This window comes from Duganella rhizosphaerae (assembly GCF_040364205.1).
Classification (GTDB): Bacteria; Pseudomonadota; Gammaproteobacteria; order Burkholderiales; family Burkholderiaceae_D; genus Rugamonas; species Rugamonas rhizosphaerae.
This window is the reverse complement of the sequence record NZ_BPWK01000017.1, coordinates 89,100-103,780: the sequence shown is the minus strand read 5'-3', so window position 1 is coordinate 103,780 and position 14,681 is coordinate 89,100. Positions and strand designations below refer to the sequence as shown.

The 14,681-nt window shown below is 64.0% G+C and carries 18 protein-coding genes; 4 read left to right on the top strand and 14 right to left on the bottom strand.

Annotated features, from left to right (window positions below):
- Positions 1–137 precede the first annotated feature (137 nt).
- A complete protein-coding gene (locus RUGAMON1_RS27820; protein ID WP_445233557.1) occupies positions 138–698 on the top strand; it encodes a pseudouridine synthase in 561 nt (186 codons plus the stop codon).
- A 142-nt stretch (positions 699–840) separates the two neighbouring features.
- Positions 841–1,068, top strand: a complete 228-nt coding sequence (locus tag RUGAMON1_RS27815) for a hypothetical protein (protein ID WP_116992989.1) — start codon at positions 841–843, stop codon at positions 1,066–1,068.
- 128 nt (positions 1,069–1,196) lie between these two features.
- On the opposite strand, the gene rpsT is transcribed toward RUGAMON1_RS27815, so the two are convergent.
- On the bottom strand, positions 1,197–1,463 hold the full coding sequence (rpsT, locus tag RUGAMON1_RS27810; protein WP_008446456.1) for a 30S ribosomal protein S20: 267 nt from the start codon (positions 1,461–1,463) through the stop codon (positions 1,197–1,199).
- Positions 1,464–1,654: 191 nt separating this feature from the next.
- Here rpsT and murJ point away from each other — a divergent pair, with 191 nt between their 5' ends.
- Positions 1,655–3,205, top strand: a complete 1,551-nt coding sequence (gene murJ / locus RUGAMON1_RS27805; RefSeq protein WP_445233556.1) for a murein biosynthesis integral membrane protein MurJ — start codon at positions 1,655–1,657, stop codon at positions 3,203–3,205.
- 60 nt (positions 3,206–3,265) lie between these two features.
- On the opposite strand, the gene RUGAMON1_RS27800 is transcribed toward murJ, so the two are convergent.
- The 13 genes from RUGAMON1_RS27800 to RUGAMON1_RS27740 all read right to left on the bottom strand — a co-directional run bounded on the left by RUGAMON1_RS27800 (position 3,266) and on the right by RUGAMON1_RS27740 (position 13,681).
- On the bottom strand, positions 3,266–3,748 hold the full coding sequence (locus RUGAMON1_RS27800) for an FxDxF family PEP-CTERM protein (RefSeq protein ID WP_445233555.1): 483 nt from the start codon (positions 3,746–3,748) through the stop codon (positions 3,266–3,268).
- Between the two features lie 315 nt (positions 3,749–4,063).
- Positions 4,064–4,750, bottom strand: coding sequence for a type II secretion system protein (locus tag RUGAMON1_RS27795; RefSeq protein WP_445233554.1), 687 nt, complete (start codon positions 4,748–4,750; stop codon positions 4,064–4,066).
- Positions 4,750–5,130 (bottom strand): type II secretion system protein, encoded by a 381-nt coding sequence (locus RUGAMON1_RS27790; protein WP_116992982.1) that lies wholly within the window; start codon positions 5,128–5,130, stop codon positions 4,750–4,752. The genes RUGAMON1_RS27795 and RUGAMON1_RS27790 overlap by 1 nt, the downstream gene beginning before the upstream one ends.
- Positions 5,124–5,597, bottom strand: coding sequence for a type II secretion system protein (locus tag RUGAMON1_RS27785; RefSeq protein ID WP_445233553.1), 474 nt, complete (start codon positions 5,595–5,597; stop codon positions 5,124–5,126). Before RUGAMON1_RS27785 ends, RUGAMON1_RS27790 begins: the two co-directional genes overlap by 7 nt.
- A 24-nt stretch (positions 5,598–5,621) precedes the next feature.
- The gene (locus RUGAMON1_RS27780; protein ID WP_445233552.1) at positions 5,622–7,622 is read right to left on the bottom strand and encodes a secretin GspD/PilQ domain-containing protein; all 2,001 of its coding nucleotides are present in this window, start codon (positions 7,620–7,622) and stop codon (positions 5,622–5,624) included.
- The gene (locus tag RUGAMON1_RS27775) at positions 7,622–8,197 is read right to left on the bottom strand and encodes a hypothetical protein (RefSeq protein ID WP_445233551.1); all 576 of its coding nucleotides are present in this window, start codon (positions 8,195–8,197) and stop codon (positions 7,622–7,624) included. Before RUGAMON1_RS27775 ends, RUGAMON1_RS27780 begins: the two co-directional genes overlap by 1 nt.
- Complete coding sequence (locus RUGAMON1_RS27770; protein WP_445233550.1) at positions 8,194–8,745, bottom strand: hypothetical protein; 552 nt, start codon at positions 8,743–8,745, stop codon at positions 8,194–8,196. Before RUGAMON1_RS27770 ends, RUGAMON1_RS27775 begins: the two co-directional genes overlap by 4 nt.
- Positions 8,742–9,299 (bottom strand): PilN domain-containing protein, encoded by a 558-nt coding sequence (locus tag RUGAMON1_RS27765; protein WP_445233549.1) that lies wholly within the window; start codon positions 9,297–9,299, stop codon positions 8,742–8,744. Before RUGAMON1_RS27765 ends, RUGAMON1_RS27770 begins: the two co-directional genes overlap by 4 nt.
- The gene (locus tag RUGAMON1_RS27760; protein ID WP_445233548.1) at positions 9,296–10,150 is read right to left on the bottom strand and encodes a hypothetical protein; all 855 of its coding nucleotides are present in this window, start codon (positions 10,148–10,150) and stop codon (positions 9,296–9,298) included. The genes RUGAMON1_RS27765 and RUGAMON1_RS27760 overlap by 4 nt, the downstream gene beginning before the upstream one ends.
- Positions 10,143–11,858 carry a GspE/PulE family protein gene (locus RUGAMON1_RS27755; protein ID WP_445233547.1) on the bottom strand — a complete coding sequence of 572 codons (1,716 nt, stop codon included), beginning with the start codon at positions 11,856–11,858 and terminating at the stop codon, positions 10,143–10,145. The genes RUGAMON1_RS27760 and RUGAMON1_RS27755 overlap by 8 nt, the downstream gene beginning before the upstream one ends.
- Positions 11,855–13,051: a type II secretion system F family protein gene (locus RUGAMON1_RS27750; protein ID WP_445233546.1), complete on the bottom strand. Its 1,197-nt coding sequence runs from the start codon at positions 13,049–13,051 to the stop codon at positions 11,855–11,857. The genes RUGAMON1_RS27755 and RUGAMON1_RS27750 overlap by 4 nt, the downstream gene beginning before the upstream one ends.
- 30 nt (positions 13,052–13,081) lie before the next feature.
- Positions 13,082–13,525: a type II secretion system major pseudopilin GspG gene (gene gspG, locus RUGAMON1_RS27745; protein ID WP_445233545.1), complete on the bottom strand. Its 444-nt coding sequence runs from the start codon at positions 13,523–13,525 to the stop codon at positions 13,082–13,084.
- A 12-nt stretch (positions 13,526–13,537) separates the two neighbouring features.
- On the bottom strand, positions 13,538–13,681 hold the full coding sequence (locus tag RUGAMON1_RS27740) for a hypothetical protein (protein WP_445233544.1): 144 nt from the start codon (positions 13,679–13,681) through the stop codon (positions 13,538–13,540).
- A 215-nt stretch (positions 13,682–13,896) separates the two neighbouring features.
- Between RUGAMON1_RS27740 and RUGAMON1_RS27735 the strand changes: the two genes are divergently transcribed.
- The gene (locus RUGAMON1_RS27735) at positions 13,897–14,667 is read left to right on the top strand and encodes an NF038120 family PEP-CTERM protein (RefSeq protein WP_445233543.1); all 771 of its coding nucleotides are present in this window, start codon (positions 13,897–13,899) and stop codon (positions 14,665–14,667) included.
- Positions 14,668–14,681: the final 14 nt, after the last annotated feature.

Here is a 14,681-nt window from a genome sequence, read left to right as displayed (position 1 = left end):
TGCCGGTTAGTACACTTATCCCAAGTCTTCTATAAGACATAAGACACTGTTTCACATTATGCACCAGTATTTTAGTAGGCGCCACGGTTTTCCTCCACCGGCCGTCAAGCCTACACCAAAATCATCTTAAGAGAAGTATGTCCCTCATTCTATTTAATAAACCTTTCCAGGTGCTGTGCCAGTTCTCGCCGCAAGACGGCCGCGCCACCCTGGCCGACCACCTGAAGATCCCCAACATCTACCCCGCCGGCCGCCTCGACGCCGACAGCGAAGGCCTGATGCTGCTGACCGACGACGGCAAGCTGCAACACAGCATCGCCCACCCGGACCACAAGGAAGCGAAGATTTACCTGGTGCAGGTCGACGGCGTGCCGGACGCCGCCAGCCTTGCCAGGCTGCAAGCGCCGCTGGACCTGGGCGACTTTGTCACCAAACCGTGCAAGGCGGTGCACATCGCCGAGCCGGCGTGGCTGTGGCCGCGCAATCCGCCCATCCGCAGCCGCGCCGGGCAGCCGACCAGCTGGCTGGCGATTACTTTACAGGAAGGCAAGAACCGCCAGGTGCGGCGCATGACGGCGGCGGTCGGCCTGCCGACCTTGCGGCTGGTGCGCAGCGCCATCGGCGCCATTTCGCTGGCGACCCACCCCTTAATGCCGGGCGAATGGATGGAGGTGCCGGCCAAGGACCTGGCCGGCTAGATTGATGCGTTGCAGCAAATAAAATTCTGCTTTTTACGCTTTTTTGTGTCAACTGGAAATTTTCGAGCGGCGTTAATGAGATAGATTCATATGAATCTTCGTTTTTTTCAGCTGGTTTAATCAACTGCCAAAGGAACTCATCATGTCCAAGATCATCGCTGCCCTGGTTGCCTCCCTGTTTGCCGCTTCCGCTTTCGCTGCCGCCCCATCGGCGTCGGCATCCGCTTCGGCCGCCGCTTCGGCCCCGATGGCATCGGCTCCTTCCGCTTCGGCCTCCGCCGCCGCATCGGCACCGAAAGCCAAGAAAGCCAAACACAAGAAAGCCGCCTCGGCTGAAGCTTCGGCCTCGGCCTCGATGCCAGCCAAGTAATCGCTGCCATCCCAGCAAGCCGGCCTCGGGCCGGCTTTTTTACGTCCTTTCTTTCGTCCGCACATGCGAAAAAACCCGCGCTGGCCAGAGGCCAGGCGGGTTCTTGCTTTAAATCCCAGCGAGGGGAATTAAGCGGACAGTGCCTTCAGGGCAGCTGCCAGACGGCTCTTATGACGAGCTGCCTTGTTTTTGTGGATGATCTTCTTGTCCGCGATGCTGTCGATGGTCGACACGGACGATTGGAAGATTGCCGTCGCAGCAGCTTTGTCGCCGCCTTGGATCGCTTTGCGTACTGCTTTGATAGCGGTGCGCAGGGTCGAACGCTGGGACGAGTTGTGAGCGTTTTGCTTGACTGCTTGACGAGCGCGCTTGCGCGCTTGTGCGGTATTTGCCATGGAATTTCCTAAAACAGGGTAAAGGTGCGTTTGCAAACATTATTGTTTGCCAAACAGGTGCGTTCAGTGCGTCTGCCGAACCATGTGAGTCAAACTACTGCCTGCCAAACATTAGTGTCTGCGTAACAGAATTCTGTACAGCCTGCGATTATAGCGATGTTTTCTGTCAGGAGCAACTATAATCATGCCCCATGAACTTGCTTAAAACTCTAGCCGCCATCTCCAGCATGACCATGCTGTCCCGCGTCACCGGATTATTGCGTGAAACCTTGTTTGCCCGGGCCTTCGGCGCCGGCGCCTACACGGACGCTTTCATCGTCGCGTTTCGCATTCCCAACCTGCTGCGCCGCCTGTTTGCCGAGGGGGCCTTCTCGCAAGCGTTCGTGCCGATACTCTCCGAGTACAAGAACCAGCACGGCCAGGAAGCCAGCAAGACGCTGGCCGACCATGTGGCCAACACGCTGGTGTGGTCGACCTTGTTCGTCAGCGCGCTCGGTATTATAGGCGCGCCGCTGTTTGTTTACCTCATCGCCACCGGCCTGGACAAGCAACCGGGCGCCTTCGACGCCGCCGTCTGGATGACCCGGCTGATGTTCCCTTATATTAGCTTCATGGCTTTTGTCGCCATGGCCGGCGGCGTGCTCAACACCTGGCGCGAGTTCAAGATCCCGGCCTTCACGCCGGTGCTGCTGAATGTCTCCTTCATCGCCGCCTCGCTGTTCCTGCAATCGCACCTGGAGCAGCCGATCTACGCGATGGCGATCGCCGTGTTCGTCGGCGGCATCTTGCAGGTGGCGATACAGATCCCAGCGCTGGTCAAGATCGGCATGCTGCCGCGCCTGTCGTGGAATCCGGCGGCCGGCCTCGGCGATCCGGGCGTGCGCCGCGTGCTGAAGAAGATGGGGCCGGCCGTGTTCGCCGTCTCGGCCGCGCAGATCAGCCTGATGATCAACACCAGCATCGCCTCGCGCCTGGCCGAGGGCAGCATTTCCTGGCTGTCCTACGCCGACCGCCTGATGGAATTCCCGACGGCGCTGCTGGGCGTGGCGCTGGGCACGATTTTGCTGCCCAGCCTGTCGAAGGCCAAGGCCGACGGCGATAGCCAGGAATATTCCGACCTGCTGGACTGGGGCCTGCGCCTGACCTTCCTGCTGGCGCTGCCGGCGGCGGTGGGCATGGCGGCGCTGGCCAAGCCGCTGATCGCCACCCTGTTCCACTACGGTAAATTCACCGACGAGGCGGCCACGCAGTCGTCCTATCCGCTGATCGCCTACAGCGCCGGCCTGCTGGGCATCATCCTGGTCAAGACCCTGGCGCCGGCGTTTTACGCGCGCCAGGACATCCGCACCCCGGTCAGGATCGCCATCGGCGTGCTGATCGCGACGCAGCTGATGAACTGGATATTCGTGCCATACCTGAAAGTGTCCGGCCTGGCGCTGTCGATCGGCCTGGGCGCCTGCATCAACGCCAGCTTCCTGTACGCCGGCCTGCGCAAGCGCGGCATTTACACACCCAAGCCGGGCTGGCCGCTGTTCTGCGCCAAATTGGCCGTGGCCTGCGTGCTGATGGGCGTGGCCGCGTGGTTCGGCGGACAGCAGGTGGACTGGCTGGGCATGCAGCACCACACGCTGCTGCGGATCGGCGCGCTGATGCTGTTGATCGGCCTGTGCGGCGCGGTGTACTTCGCGGCGCTGTTTGCCATGGGATTCCGCCTGCGCGACGTCAAGCGCACCGCCCGATGAACTGAAGCGCCAGACGTAAAAAAACCCGCCAAGGCGGGTTTTTTTACGTCACAGCTAAACTTAAGCTGCTTTTTTTGCTTTGCGACGAGCAACAACACCCATCAGAGCCAGGCCGCCCAGCAGCATGCCGTAGGTTTCTGGTTCTGGTACGGCCGTCACCGACACGTCACCCGAGTAACCATAGGCTTTGCTAGCGTTGGTTACGCCGCCGACCAGGGTCAGCGCGAATGGCGCCAAGCCGGTGTATTCAACGTCGATGAACTGCAGTTTGCCGCCCGAATAGGTGCCGGTAACGCCGTTCAGCTTGGTCAACGCCTGGTTCCAGGTGATGTTCTGCGAGCTGATGGTCACGCTGATGTCATACTTGTGGCCAGCAGTTACGCCGCCAAAAGTGATGACGTCGTCGCCGCCTTGCAGAATCGGCGAGGTTGCGGTGAACGATACAACGTCAGTCAGATCCAGCGTGACGATTTGATCAGCTGCAAATGCGCTAACCGAAGCGGCGGCCAGCAGCGCGCCAGCAACGAAAGATTTCAATTTCATGTGATTTTCCTTAATCAAACGAATTGTGGCTGCGCTTTCGCCAACCACCGTAGTGTTAATAGGAGTGTAGAAGTGCTACGGGACAAATAATAGCATAACAGCACGGTTTATCATTGTAAATTTTCCATTTTAGTTTTACTTAGAGCAACTTATTTCATAGTGCAAAAATTATGTTGTGATGCAACATGTTTTGTGCTTGCTTTATGCAAGCTGCGCAACCTTTCACCACTTCTCTTGCTCATGGCGCACATATCGGAATGATTCGCGTGCAAACGCAACAATATTTTGTTGTTTGTCTAACACAGTTGCAAACCCCTATTCTTGCGGTACCGGAGGCGGCTCGGGCGTATCCGGCTCTTTCGGCAGTTGTGGCTCTTCTGGCGGCACTGGCGCGGGCGGCATTTCGACGGGCGGCTGTGGCGGCACGGCAGGGCTAGGCGCAGCCGGCGCCGGCGGGCTGGCCGTCGGTGGTTCGGCCACCTTGGCGGCGACTTGCGGCGGTGGCCCGGTCATCAAGGTTGGCTCCGGCCCCGCCTGCGCCATCGCAAACTTCCAGTCGGAAATATGACTCTTACTTTCAAATCCGGAATAGCGCGCTGGAAAGTTTCCGATTTTCACCGGTTTATCCGAGGACAGGCTGTACACCGCCAACACGCCGACCTTGTCGCCGAGATAGGCGATGCCCCACTCCGCCTTGCCCGTCATGGGATCGACGAACAGTTTGCGCAAATGCCGGCGCGTGCCGGGAAAGCGCGGGTCCTTCAATAATTCCTTCAGCGAAGGCGGCTGTGGCGCCTGCCCGGCGGGTGTGGCGTCGGCATAGCTTTTCAGGGCGTCGCTGAAGGCGGCGCCGATATCCAGCAATTCCTGCTCCGCCCGGCTGCGTTGTATCACCGAGCCCAGCTTCAGCGCCGACGCCGTCACCAGCCCGATGATCGCCAGCAGGATGATCAGGCTCAGGTAGGTAAAGCCGCCGCTGCGGCTCCGGCGTCGCGCAGCCATCACCAGTCGGAGTAGGGTTTGCCGCTGCGGTCGTTGCCGGGGGCGCCGCTCTTGATGTTGTAGACGCCGCCCTTGCCGGTGTCTTCCGGCGGCACCACGATCCACGTGGTGTCGCTGTCGGTGATCGGATCGACCGGCATCGCGCGCAGGTATTTTTTTTCCACCAGCTGTTCCAGCGAGTCGGGATAGCGGCCGGTGTCGCCGTAGTATTGGTCCAGCACCTGGCGCACATTGCGCAGGTTATCGGCCAGCACCACCTCCTTCGACTTGTCGATGCTGGGGAAGTAGCGCGGCACGGCCAGCGTCAGCATCAGCGCCACGATGCCCAGCACCACCAGCAGCTCGATCAGCGTGAATCCTTTGGTTTTCATGGTCACCATTTTTTATAGGGTACGCCGTTCAGGCCGGTCTTGTCGCTCAAGCTGTAGACGTCGTAGACATCCTCGCCCTCCTTCGGCTGGTCGGCGTCGCTGGCGTAGCTGCGCTTGCCCCAGGTTTGCGACTCGCTCAGCGTGGCGTCCTGGTTAAACGGATCGCGCGGCACCCGGCGCAGGAAATACATCTTGATGTGCTTGGGGTTCTGCAGATCCGGCACGCCCTCCACCAGCAGGTCCAGCGTCTTCGGATAGCCGGTCGCGGCCAGCGTCTTGGCGACCCGGCCCTGGTCGTAGGCCAGCTTGTAGGCGTCCAGCGCGGCGCGGATCTGGTGCAGCGCCTCGCGCAGCTCCTGCTCCTGGCGGCGCTGCACCACCACTTGCGCGGTCGGCACCACCAGGGCGCTGAGCAGGCCGAGGATGGCCAGCGTCACCAGCAACTCGATCAGCGTGAACCCGAGGCCGCGTTTCATGATGCGCTTTTCATCATGCGTTGTTTACTGCTGCACCGGTTGTTGCTGCGGCGGTTGCTGCTGCTGCGGCTCCGGCTCAGGCGGCGGCAGCACCGGCTGCGGCTGTTGTCCCTGGCTAGGCGGCAGCGGCGCCGGCTGTCCCTGCGAGATCGGCATGGCCTGGACCGGCAGCGGCGGACGCACCGGCGCGGTCAACGCACCCGCCGGCGGCGGCAAGGCGCCCGGCGACGGCGGCATCGCCACGTTGGGGCGCGCGCTCAGGTCCGGGCGGCGGCGGAAGCTCGCCTCCGTGCCGGCCGAGAATTCCGACGCGGAGGCTTCCGGCCGCTGCACGTTGCGGATCAGGTGCGGCGTGATCGACAGCACGATCTCGGTCTTCTGGCTGTCGTCACGCTTGCTGCCGAACAGGCGGCCGACGATCGGCAGGTCGCCCGCGCCCGGCACGTGGTTGGCGGTGCCGCGCTCTTCGTTGTTGATCAGGCCCGCCAGCACCTGATTCTCGCCATCCTTCAACTGCAACATGGTGGTGGCCTGGCGCGTGCCGATCTGGTAGGCGGTGCCGCCGCTCTTGGTGGTGATGGTGCCGGTCAGGTTGCTCACTTCCAGCTGCACGCGGATCGCCACCTCGTTGTTCAGGTAGACCGTCGGCTCGACGTTGAGCGTCAGGCCGACATCGACGTAGGTCACGTTGTCGCTGGCGAAGCCGCCCACGCCGGATGACACGGTGGTGGTGATCACCGGCAGCTTGTCGCCGATGACGATCTTGGCTTTTTCCTTGTTGCGCACGCGGATGCGCGGATTGGCCAGCAGGTTGGAATCGGTATCGTTCTTGTTGGCGTTGACGCCGAGCGCGATGCCGGTCACGCCGATGGTGCGCTGGTTCAGGTTATTCAGATCACGGATGGTGATGCTGGTGCCGCCAGAAGTCGACAGCGGCGTCAGGCCGACGCCGGTCGGCCACACCACGCCCAGGTCCATCACGCTGCCCCGCTTCACTTCCAGGATCTCCACCTCCAGCATCACCTCCGCTTCCGGCGCGTCCTGCAGGGCCACCAGCTTCTCGGCCAGGCGGATCGCCTCCGGGCTGTCGCGCACGATCAGCAGGTTGAGCTTTTCATCGACCACCACGTCGCGCGATTTGAGGATGGTCTTGAGAGTATTGGCCACCAGCTTGGCTTCGGCGTTGGCCAGGAAGAAGGTCTTGACCGTCATCTCCTGGTATTCCTTCAGCTTGGCCGCCACGTTCGGGTAGATCAGGATGGTGTTGGCGTCCATCACCTGCTGCTCCAGCTGATTGGTCAGCAGCAGGAAGTAGATCGCCGATTCGACGGTGCTGTTCTTCAGCAGCACGGTGGTGCGCTGGTCGGTCTTGACGTCCTTGTCGAACACGAAGTTCAGGCCCGAGCGGCGCGAGATCACCTCGAACACCTGCTTGAGCGGCGCGTCGCGGAACTCGATCGAGATCGGCTGCTTGTAGGTTTTCGCCAGGCCGGCTTCGGCCACCGGCGGCGCGATCTTGTCGCTGACCTCGCGCAGCATCAGGCGCGCTTTCTCGTTGGCGGGATTCTCCGTCAGCACCGCGTTGAGCTTTTGTTTGGCCAGTTCGTACTCGCCCTTGTTCACATGTTCGGCGGCGGCGGCCATCTGCCTGGTCTGGCGGTCGTCGCGCTCCAGCGCGCGCAGGCCGGCGCGGGCGCGCTCGTTGAGCGGATCCAGCGCCTGCACGCGGCGGAAGCCCTGCTCCGCCAGCGCCAGCTGCCCTTCCGACTGCTGTCGCTCGGCCTGGTCGAGGAAACGCAGCGTGGCGCGGTCGCGCGCCAGCAGATAGGCCGAGCGGTATTCGGCGTTGCCCGGTTCGGCCTTCACGGCCTCCTGGTACTTGAGCAGGCCCGCTTCCAGCTGGTCCTTGGCGATCAGGTCGCGGCCATCGCGGTAGGCCATTTGTCCGGCGCAACCGCCCAGGGCGATCGCCAGCATGGCAGGCAGCGCGGCGCGGCGGCCCAAATTCTTCAGATGACTAGCCATCAGTCGAGGACTCCAATATTGATCTGTTGTACCTGGTTCAAAGGCAGGTAAGTCACCGACATCAGCGGCGGCGCGATCCTGTCGACGCGGTAGGTGCCTTCGATGACGGTTTGATTTTTAACCACGTAAGTCTTGTCGCCGCGCGCCAGGTAGACTTCCCAGGCGCCGTCGGCGACGGCCTTGCCGATCACGGTGAACGGCATCGGCGGCGCCACCGGCGCTGGCGGCGGCGCGTTCGATGCGGGCGGCGGCGGTGGCGGCGGCGGATTCCAGTTCTGGCCCTGGAACACACCCTCGCCCGAGGCGAAGGTGGCCTCGCCGGATTCGCCGACCAGCATGGCGCGTGGCGTCAGGCGCAGGATCGCCACTTCGGCCTGCGGCTTGGCATCCTTGCCGGCGCGCGGCGCCGGGGCGGCCGCCATGGCGGCCGGCGAGGCGGTCGGCGCGGTCGACGCCGCGGAACGGCTGCGCGTCACCGGTTCGGCGATGTCGCCCGCCGGCGAGTTATCGCCGAACAGCACCAGGCCGCCGGCGACGGCCAGCGCGAGACCCATCGCGATTTGATAAGGCTTCATGGCTCGCCGTCCTTCAGGTACAGGGTGAAGCGCAAACGCGCCTCCACCGTGGGTTCGGCGATGGCTTCGCGGCGGAAGCCGACTTCGTCCAGCGACGCAAACGGCATGTCGCGCAGGCCCTGCATGGCGAACTGCCAGATCGATTGATACGGCCCCTTCACCGGCAACAGGATCTGATAGGTGCTGACGCGGCTGGCCTTGTCGTAGCCGGCCTTGTACTCGCCCTGGCTCAGCGACAGGTTGTTCTTGGCCGCCAGGTCGAACAGCACTTTGACCTGCTGCTCGGCGTAGCGCTTCTCGCCCAGCACTTCGTAGAAGCCGGCCAGGTTCTGGTTGGCCGACGGCGGCGGCGGAGCGGTCACCAGCGAGGCCGGCGTCGGCAAGGGGCGCGCCATCAGTTGCGCCTGCGCCGCGCGTTGCGGCAGCAGCCACGCCCACGCAGCGGCGCCGGCCACGCACAGCGCAATGGCGATGCACGCCGGCGCGCCCAGGCGCGTCAACGCCAGCCGCGCGCGCAACGCAATGGCGGCCACATTAACTTTCTTCATCGGGCTATCCATGTCGCCTCCAGCTGGAAGCGCAAGGGCCGGTTGGGATCCTGCTCATTGATTTCATGACGGGTCAGCATCACGCCGCTGAACAGCTCCTGCTGCTTCAACTCCGCCACGTAGGCCACCATGTCGTCGCTGTTCCTGGTTTCGGCGGTGATCTTCAGCACCTGCTTGCGCGGGTCCGGTTCCATCGCCACCAGTGCGACGTTGCGCGGCGTGGCTGCGGCCACGGCGTCTTGCAGCTCGCGCCACGGCAGGTTCAGTTGCAGGATGGCGCCGTTGACGAAGGCGGCCTGCCCTTCCGGTATCGCCACCTGCGCCACTTCCACCGGCCGCGCCGAGATGGCCGCCGCGCGTTCCTGCAGGTGTCGCAGCTCATGCTCGCGCAGGCGCTTCTGCTCCACCAGCTTCCAGCCGCCCAGCGCAGCGGCCACGCACAACAACAAACCGGCGCCGGCCAGCGCCAGCACCGCCGGATGCGTGTGGAACAGGGTGCGGCGCAGGCTGCGCGGCGCGAAATCGATATTCATATGCTTGTTCGTGACCCTCATGCCACGCTCCCGCCGCGCGCCAGCAGCGCCATCGTCGACAGGCCGCCGCTGGACGCCTGCTGCACCTGGTCCAACACGGCGCAGGCGATGTGCGCGGGATTGCTCACCGGCTTGCTCCACACGGCCGGCGCGGCGCCGCATACTTGCAGCAGTTCCGGTTCGGGCATGTCCAGCAGCAGCGCTTCGCGCTTCAGCGTCTGGCCCAGCCAGTATTGATCGGCGCCCTGCCCGGCCGGCATCGGCAGCGCGCGGATGGCGCGGATGCTCTGGCCGTCGGCCTCGATGGCGGCCAAGGTCAGCAAGTTGTCGTGCACCAGGCCGAACCACGCGCCCGGCTTCACGCCGCGCCGCCAACGGTTGTAGGCGCTGATGAAATGCGGTTCGATGCCGACCACGTGCAGCTTGAATTCCTGCGCCACCAGCCGCAGCACGGCCAGCAAGGCGCGCGGCACGGCGGCGGCGAAGAACGGCTGCGAGGCGTTCCAGTCTCCGGAGATCTGCCATGCCGCAGGCGCTTCGCCATACAGTGCCTGGAAGCGGAAGCCCGCCGCCGCTTCGATGTCGGCCAGGCGCGCCGCTTCGGGCGGCGGCGTGACGCGCCACAAGCGCGTCAGGTCGTCGGCCAGCACGATGCTGACCGGCCAGCCGGCCACGCTTTTATCGCCCATTTGCTCGCCCAGCAGCGCGCGCAAGGCGTTGGCGATGGCGTCGAACGGATGTTCGCCCGACGGCGCGAACGCATGTTCGGCCAGCACCGTCACTGGTTCGCCGCGCCAGCGGCTGGTGCGCAGCAGGCTGACGGCGAAGCCGGAGACGCCGATGCGCAGGGATTGTCCAATTGCTCTACGCATGCAAGGTTACTCGTTTGATTTCGGACAGCGTGGTGCCGCCCCGTTTGACCAGTTCCAGCGCCGCCAGGCGCAGGCTGCGCGTGCCGTTCTCGTAGGCCGCCTGCTTGATCTGGCGGATCGGCCGCTTGTCGACGATCAGCTCGCGGATCTCGTCGTTCAGGGTCAGGATCTCGGCGATCGAACGGCGGCCCTTGTAGCCGGTGCCGCGGCAGTCGCCGCAACCCTTGCCCTGCATGAAGCGGTAGTCGTAGACGTCGGCGCGCGCCAGGCCCACGCTGGCCAGCTCGTGGTCATCCGGCGTGTACTGCGCCGCGCAGTGCGGGCAGTTGATGCGCACCAGGCGCTGCGCCCAGATGCCGTTCAAGGCCGACACGAACGCATACGGATCGATGCCCATGTGGGTGAAGCGGCCGAACACGTCGAACACGTTGTTGGCGTGGACGGTGGTCAGCACCAGGTGGCCCGTCAGCGCGGACTGCACGGCGATTTCCGCCGTCTCGCGGTCGCGGATCTCGCCGACCATGATCTTGTCCGGGTCGTGCCGCAGGATGGAACGCAGGCCCTTGGCGAAGGTCAGGCCCTTCTTCTCGTTGACCGGGATCTGCAGGATGCCCGGCAGCTGGTACTCGACCGGGTCTTCGATGGTGATGATCTTCTCGCGGCCGTTGTGGATCTCGGTCAGCGCCGCGTACAGCGTGGTGGTCTTGCCGGAGCCGGTGGGCCCGGTCACCAGCAGCATGCCGTAGGCTTCCTGCGCCAGCACGCGCAACGTGGCCAGCGACGGCGCGTCGAAGCCCAGCGCTTCCAAGGTCAGCGAGCCGTAGGCCTCGATCATGGCGCGCTTGTCGAGAATACGAATCACCGCGTCCTCGCCGTGGATGCTCGGCATGATGGAGACGCGCAGGTCGATCTCGCGCGAATTGGCTTCGACGCGGAAGCTGCCGTCCTGCGGCACGCGGCGTTCGGCGATGTCCAGCTCCGCCAGCACCTTCAGGCGCGAGATGATCTGCTCGGCCACGTCGATGCCGTTGACCGAGGTGGCGTGATCGAGCACGCCGTCCACGCGGTATTTGACGGCCAGGCCGCCGGCGGTGCTTTCCAGGTGGATGTCGGAGGCGCCCGCCTTCAAGGCGTCGTACAGGGTCGAGTTGACCAGGCGGACGGCGGGACTGGCCGCTTCCGACACCGAGGCGAACGACAGCACGGCGGCGGTCTTGCCGTCACGCCGGCCTTCGCTGGCGCCGGGCAGCAGCGTGTCGGTGGCGCGCGCCGATTCCTCTTGCTTCGACAGGTAGGCCTGGATGTCGGCCTGCAGCGCAAGACGGGTGTGCAGCGGCGCGTGCGGCGTGGCGCGCGCCTGCGTGCCCAGCCAGGTTTGCAGATCGAGGTCGAAGGGGTCGGCGATCACGCCGACCACCGTGCCGTCGTGCGCGCGCAGCAGCACGCAGTGACGCGCCAACGCCTGCGACAGCGGCAGCAGGTCGAAGGCCGGCGTGTAGCCCAGCATGTCGATGGTCTCCAGCACCGCCATGCCGAACGGCTGCGCCAGCGCCTGCACCACCAGGCGCGGCTCCATGTCGGTCAGCGCGACCAGTTCCTCGACCAGCGTGCGCTTCGATTGCTTGCGCAGGTGGCGCGCGCGCGCGACCAGGGCCATGTCCAACGCCGGCGTAGCGGCGACAAGGTGCGGGGTGGCCTGGGCCGTCATGACATGTCTCCGGCCAGATCGAAAATCGGCATATACAGCAGCACCACGATGGCGCCGACCACCAGGCCGATCGCGGCCATCAGCAGCGGTTCAAAGGTGCGGGTGAAGCGCTCTATCCAGCGGCTGATTTCGCCGTCGTAGAAGGCCGCGGATTGGGTCAGCATCGGGCCCATGTCGCCGGTGCGCTCGCCCACGCGCAGCATGCGCAGCGAGATCGGCGTGGTCAGATGGCTGGCCTCGAAGGCGGTCGACAGCGGCAGGCCCGATTCGATGTCGGCGCGCGCCGTCTGCAGGTTCTGGCGGATGCCGGCCGAGACCATGCCCTGCACGGTCTCGATCGCGTGCACGATGGTGATGCCGCCTTCGCTGAGCATGCCCAAGGTCAGGTACAGCCGCGACAATTCGTAGATGCGCACCCGCTCGCCGATGCCGGGCAGGCGCCCCATCAGGCGGGCGAAGCCGCCGTTGCCCATCAGCTGGCGCGCGCCCAGCACCAGCGCGCCCAGCACGGCGGCGATGCCGCCCAGCAGCAAGGTGGTGTGGGCGCCGGCGAACTGGCCCCAGTTCAGCATCTGCTGCGACAGCCACGGCAGGTTGCGGCCGGCGCCCTGGTAGACCTCGGCAAAGCGCGGCACGACGTAGCCGATCAGGAACAGGCTGACGCCGCCGCCGACCAGCAGCAGGATGCATGGATAGATCGCGGCCGACACCAGCTTGCCGCGCACCAGGTCGATGCGCTGCTGGTAGTCGATGAAACGGGACAGGGAACGCGGCAGGTCCGAGGTGCCCTCGGCGGCCTTGACGATGCCGATGTACAGCGGCGGGAACAGTTCCGGCTGCTCGGCCAGCACGGCGGAAAAGCGCTGGCCTTCGCGCAGGCCGGCCAGCAGGCGCTCGAGCACGCTGCGCGTGACGGGGCTGGTTTCCTTTTCCAGCAGCGCCTCCAGGCCTTCGACGATGCCGAGGCCGGCGGTCAGCAGCGCCAGCAGTTCCTGGCTGAACAGCACCAGCGAGAGGCCCTTGCCGCGCGCCTTGCCGCCGCGCAGGCCCAGCCCGCCCCGCGCCGGGGCGATGGCGCTGACGTACAGGCCGCGCGCCTCCACCTGACGGCGCGCGTCGGCCTCATCGCGGCCATCGATCACCAGATGGGAGATGGCCATATCGGCCGACAAGGTGCGGACATCGAACTGCATGGCGAAAACTACTTTCCGTGACGGCGAGACTTATTGGGAAGTGATGTCGGCGTCTTCGCCGGTACCGCCGGGCTGACCGTCGCGGCCCAGCGAAGTGATTTCAAACTCGGACTTGCTGCCCGGCGCCTTGTACTGGTAAGGATGGCCCCACGGATCGGGCGGCACGCCCTTCTTCAGGTAGGGGCCGTTCCACTTGGCGCCCGCCGTGGCCGGCGCGACCAGCAACGCGGCCAGGCCCTCGTCGGTGGTCGGGTAGCGGCCGACGTCGAGGCGGTAGGTGTCGAGCGATTTCTCGAACGCTTCGATCTGCGCCTTGGCGATGGTCACTTCCGACTTGCCCAGCTGGGCGAAATACTTGGGACCGACATAGGCCGCCAGCAAACCGATGATCACGATGACGACCAGCAATTCCAGCAAGGTAAAACCACCAGCCTTGTGGGCTGCGGTTTGACGGTGATTCTTTGCAACTTCCATCCGAACGACTCCTTAATTCGCCACGCCTACCGGCACGAAGTCAGAGGCTACCATGCGGTTTGCATACCGGACAATCTTTTCTTGAAAGTCGACACGACGGCACGAAAATAGCAAGTCTTCCATCTTTTCCTTTCTGGCAATTTGTGGTTCTTTCATCACGTTTCCAAAATAAAACTATAAGAATCCCGTCATCCAACTGTCATTGTCAAAACAAAACTAAGCGCGGAAAAACGGCCTTTAACAAGTATAAAAATCGTTAACCAATTGCCTACTCCAATTGTAATTATGCCTATACTCGACAGCAACCTGATCAATGAGCAGTCAGGGTTGTGGGTGTTGTCAATAAATTAAAACATCAAAGGGGTTTTTCCATGCAAGATGATTTCGTCTCTACCGCCGTGCAGTCACCGCTGCACCGCGTGCTGTCCCGCTATATCAAAGCGGCACTGGCCGGCTCGCTGGCGCTGGCTATCCTGCCAGCCGCCCATGCCACCACCACCATCGACTTCAACAACCTCACCGGCGCGGCGATGTACAACGGTGAAACGTCGTACGTGAACAATGGCTTTTACATTGAAAACTTCTCCAACTCCGGCTTTGCCCAGCCCGGCGACTACGTCGGCATGATCGTCGACGACGGGGCCAACCAGTGCGCGCTGAGCCTGCAGTGCCCGATCACCAACACCCCCTACCTGGCCGCCGTCAACGACAGCGTGATGTACGCCACCCGCGATCAGGACCATCAGAGCTTCATGATCAAGTCGTTCCAGGCCGCCTTCCTGGGACCGGTCGACCCGACCAATCCCAGCGTGACCGGCTTGCTGAAGATTCAGGCCAACGGCGCGTCCGGCTCCCAGACCGCCACCTTCAACCTCGGCGCCCCGGGTCCCAACGGCTTCGAGTTCGCCAATTACAGCACCAGCGGCAGCTTCAGCACCACGCTGTTCTCCGAGTTCTATGTCTACGGCTACGCCTGCAACGCCGGCGGCTCCTGCACCGTGTTCAACAGCGACCGCGGCCAGTTCGCGATCGACAACATCGTCACCTCGGCCGTGAGCGCCGTGCCCGAGCCGTCGAGCTGGATGATGCTCGGCGCCGGCCTGCTGGGCCTGGCAGCCGCCGCCCGCCGCCGCAAAGTCTGAAGCCCCCTCACGTT

What these genes read in the sequence shown, in the direction of transcription:
- RUGAMON1_RS27820 (WP_445233557.1), top strand. Translation starts at nt 138, where the DNA reads ATGTCCCTCATTCTATTTAATAAACCTTTCCAGGTGCTGTGCCAGTTC.
- RUGAMON1_RS27815 (WP_116992989.1), top strand. Translation starts at nt 841, where the DNA reads ATGTCCAAGATCATCGCTGCCCTGGTTGCCTCCCTGTTTGCCGCTTCC.
- rpsT (WP_008446456.1), bottom strand. Translation starts at nt 1,463, where the DNA reads ATGGCAAATACCGCACAAGCGCGCAAGCGCGCTCGTCAAGCAGTCAAG.
- murJ (WP_445233556.1), top strand. Translation starts at nt 1,655, where the DNA reads ATGAACTTGCTTAAAACTCTAGCCGCCATCTCCAGCATGACCATGCTG.
- RUGAMON1_RS27800 (WP_445233555.1), bottom strand. Translation starts at nt 3,748, where the DNA reads ATGAAATTGAAATCTTTCGTTGCTGGCGCGCTGCTGGCCGCCGCTTCG.
- RUGAMON1_RS27795 (WP_445233554.1), bottom strand. Translation starts at nt 4,750, where the DNA reads ATGGCTGCGCGACGCCGGAGCCGCAGCGGCGGCTTTACCTACCTGAGC.
- RUGAMON1_RS27790 (WP_116992982.1), bottom strand. Translation starts at nt 5,130, where the DNA reads ATGGTGACCATGAAAACCAAAGGATTCACGCTGATCGAGCTGCTGGTG.
- RUGAMON1_RS27785 (WP_445233553.1), bottom strand. Translation starts at nt 5,597, where the DNA reads ATGAAACGCGGCCTCGGGTTCACGCTGATCGAGTTGCTGGTGACGCTG.
- RUGAMON1_RS27780 (WP_445233552.1), bottom strand. Translation starts at nt 7,622, where the DNA reads ATGGCTAGTCATCTGAAGAATTTGGGCCGCCGCGCCGCGCTGCCTGCC.
- RUGAMON1_RS27775 (WP_445233551.1), bottom strand. Translation starts at nt 8,197, where the DNA reads ATGAAGCCTTATCAAATCGCGATGGGTCTCGCGCTGGCCGTCGCCGGC.
- RUGAMON1_RS27770 (WP_445233550.1), bottom strand. Translation starts at nt 8,745, where the DNA reads ATGAAGAAAGTTAATGTGGCCGCCATTGCGTTGCGCGCGCGGCTGGCG.
- RUGAMON1_RS27765 (WP_445233549.1), bottom strand. Translation starts at nt 9,299, where the DNA reads ATGAGGGTCACGAACAAGCATATGAATATCGATTTCGCGCCGCGCAGC.
- RUGAMON1_RS27760 (WP_445233548.1), bottom strand. Translation starts at nt 10,150, where the DNA reads ATGCGTAGAGCAATTGGACAATCCCTGCGCATCGGCGTCTCCGGCTTC.
- RUGAMON1_RS27755 (WP_445233547.1), bottom strand. Translation starts at nt 11,858, where the DNA reads ATGACGGCCCAGGCCACCCCGCACCTTGTCGCCGCTACGCCGGCGTTG.
- RUGAMON1_RS27750 (WP_445233546.1), bottom strand. Translation starts at nt 13,051, where the DNA reads ATGCAGTTCGATGTCCGCACCTTGTCGGCCGATATGGCCATCTCCCAT.
- gspG (WP_445233545.1), bottom strand. Translation starts at nt 13,525, where the DNA reads ATGGAAGTTGCAAAGAATCACCGTCAAACCGCAGCCCACAAGGCTGGT.
- RUGAMON1_RS27740 (WP_445233544.1), bottom strand. Translation starts at nt 13,681, where the DNA reads ATGAAAGAACCACAAATTGCCAGAAAGGAAAAGATGGAAGACTTGCTA.
- RUGAMON1_RS27735 (WP_445233543.1), top strand. Translation starts at nt 13,897, where the DNA reads ATGCAAGATGATTTCGTCTCTACCGCCGTGCAGTCACCGCTGCACCGC.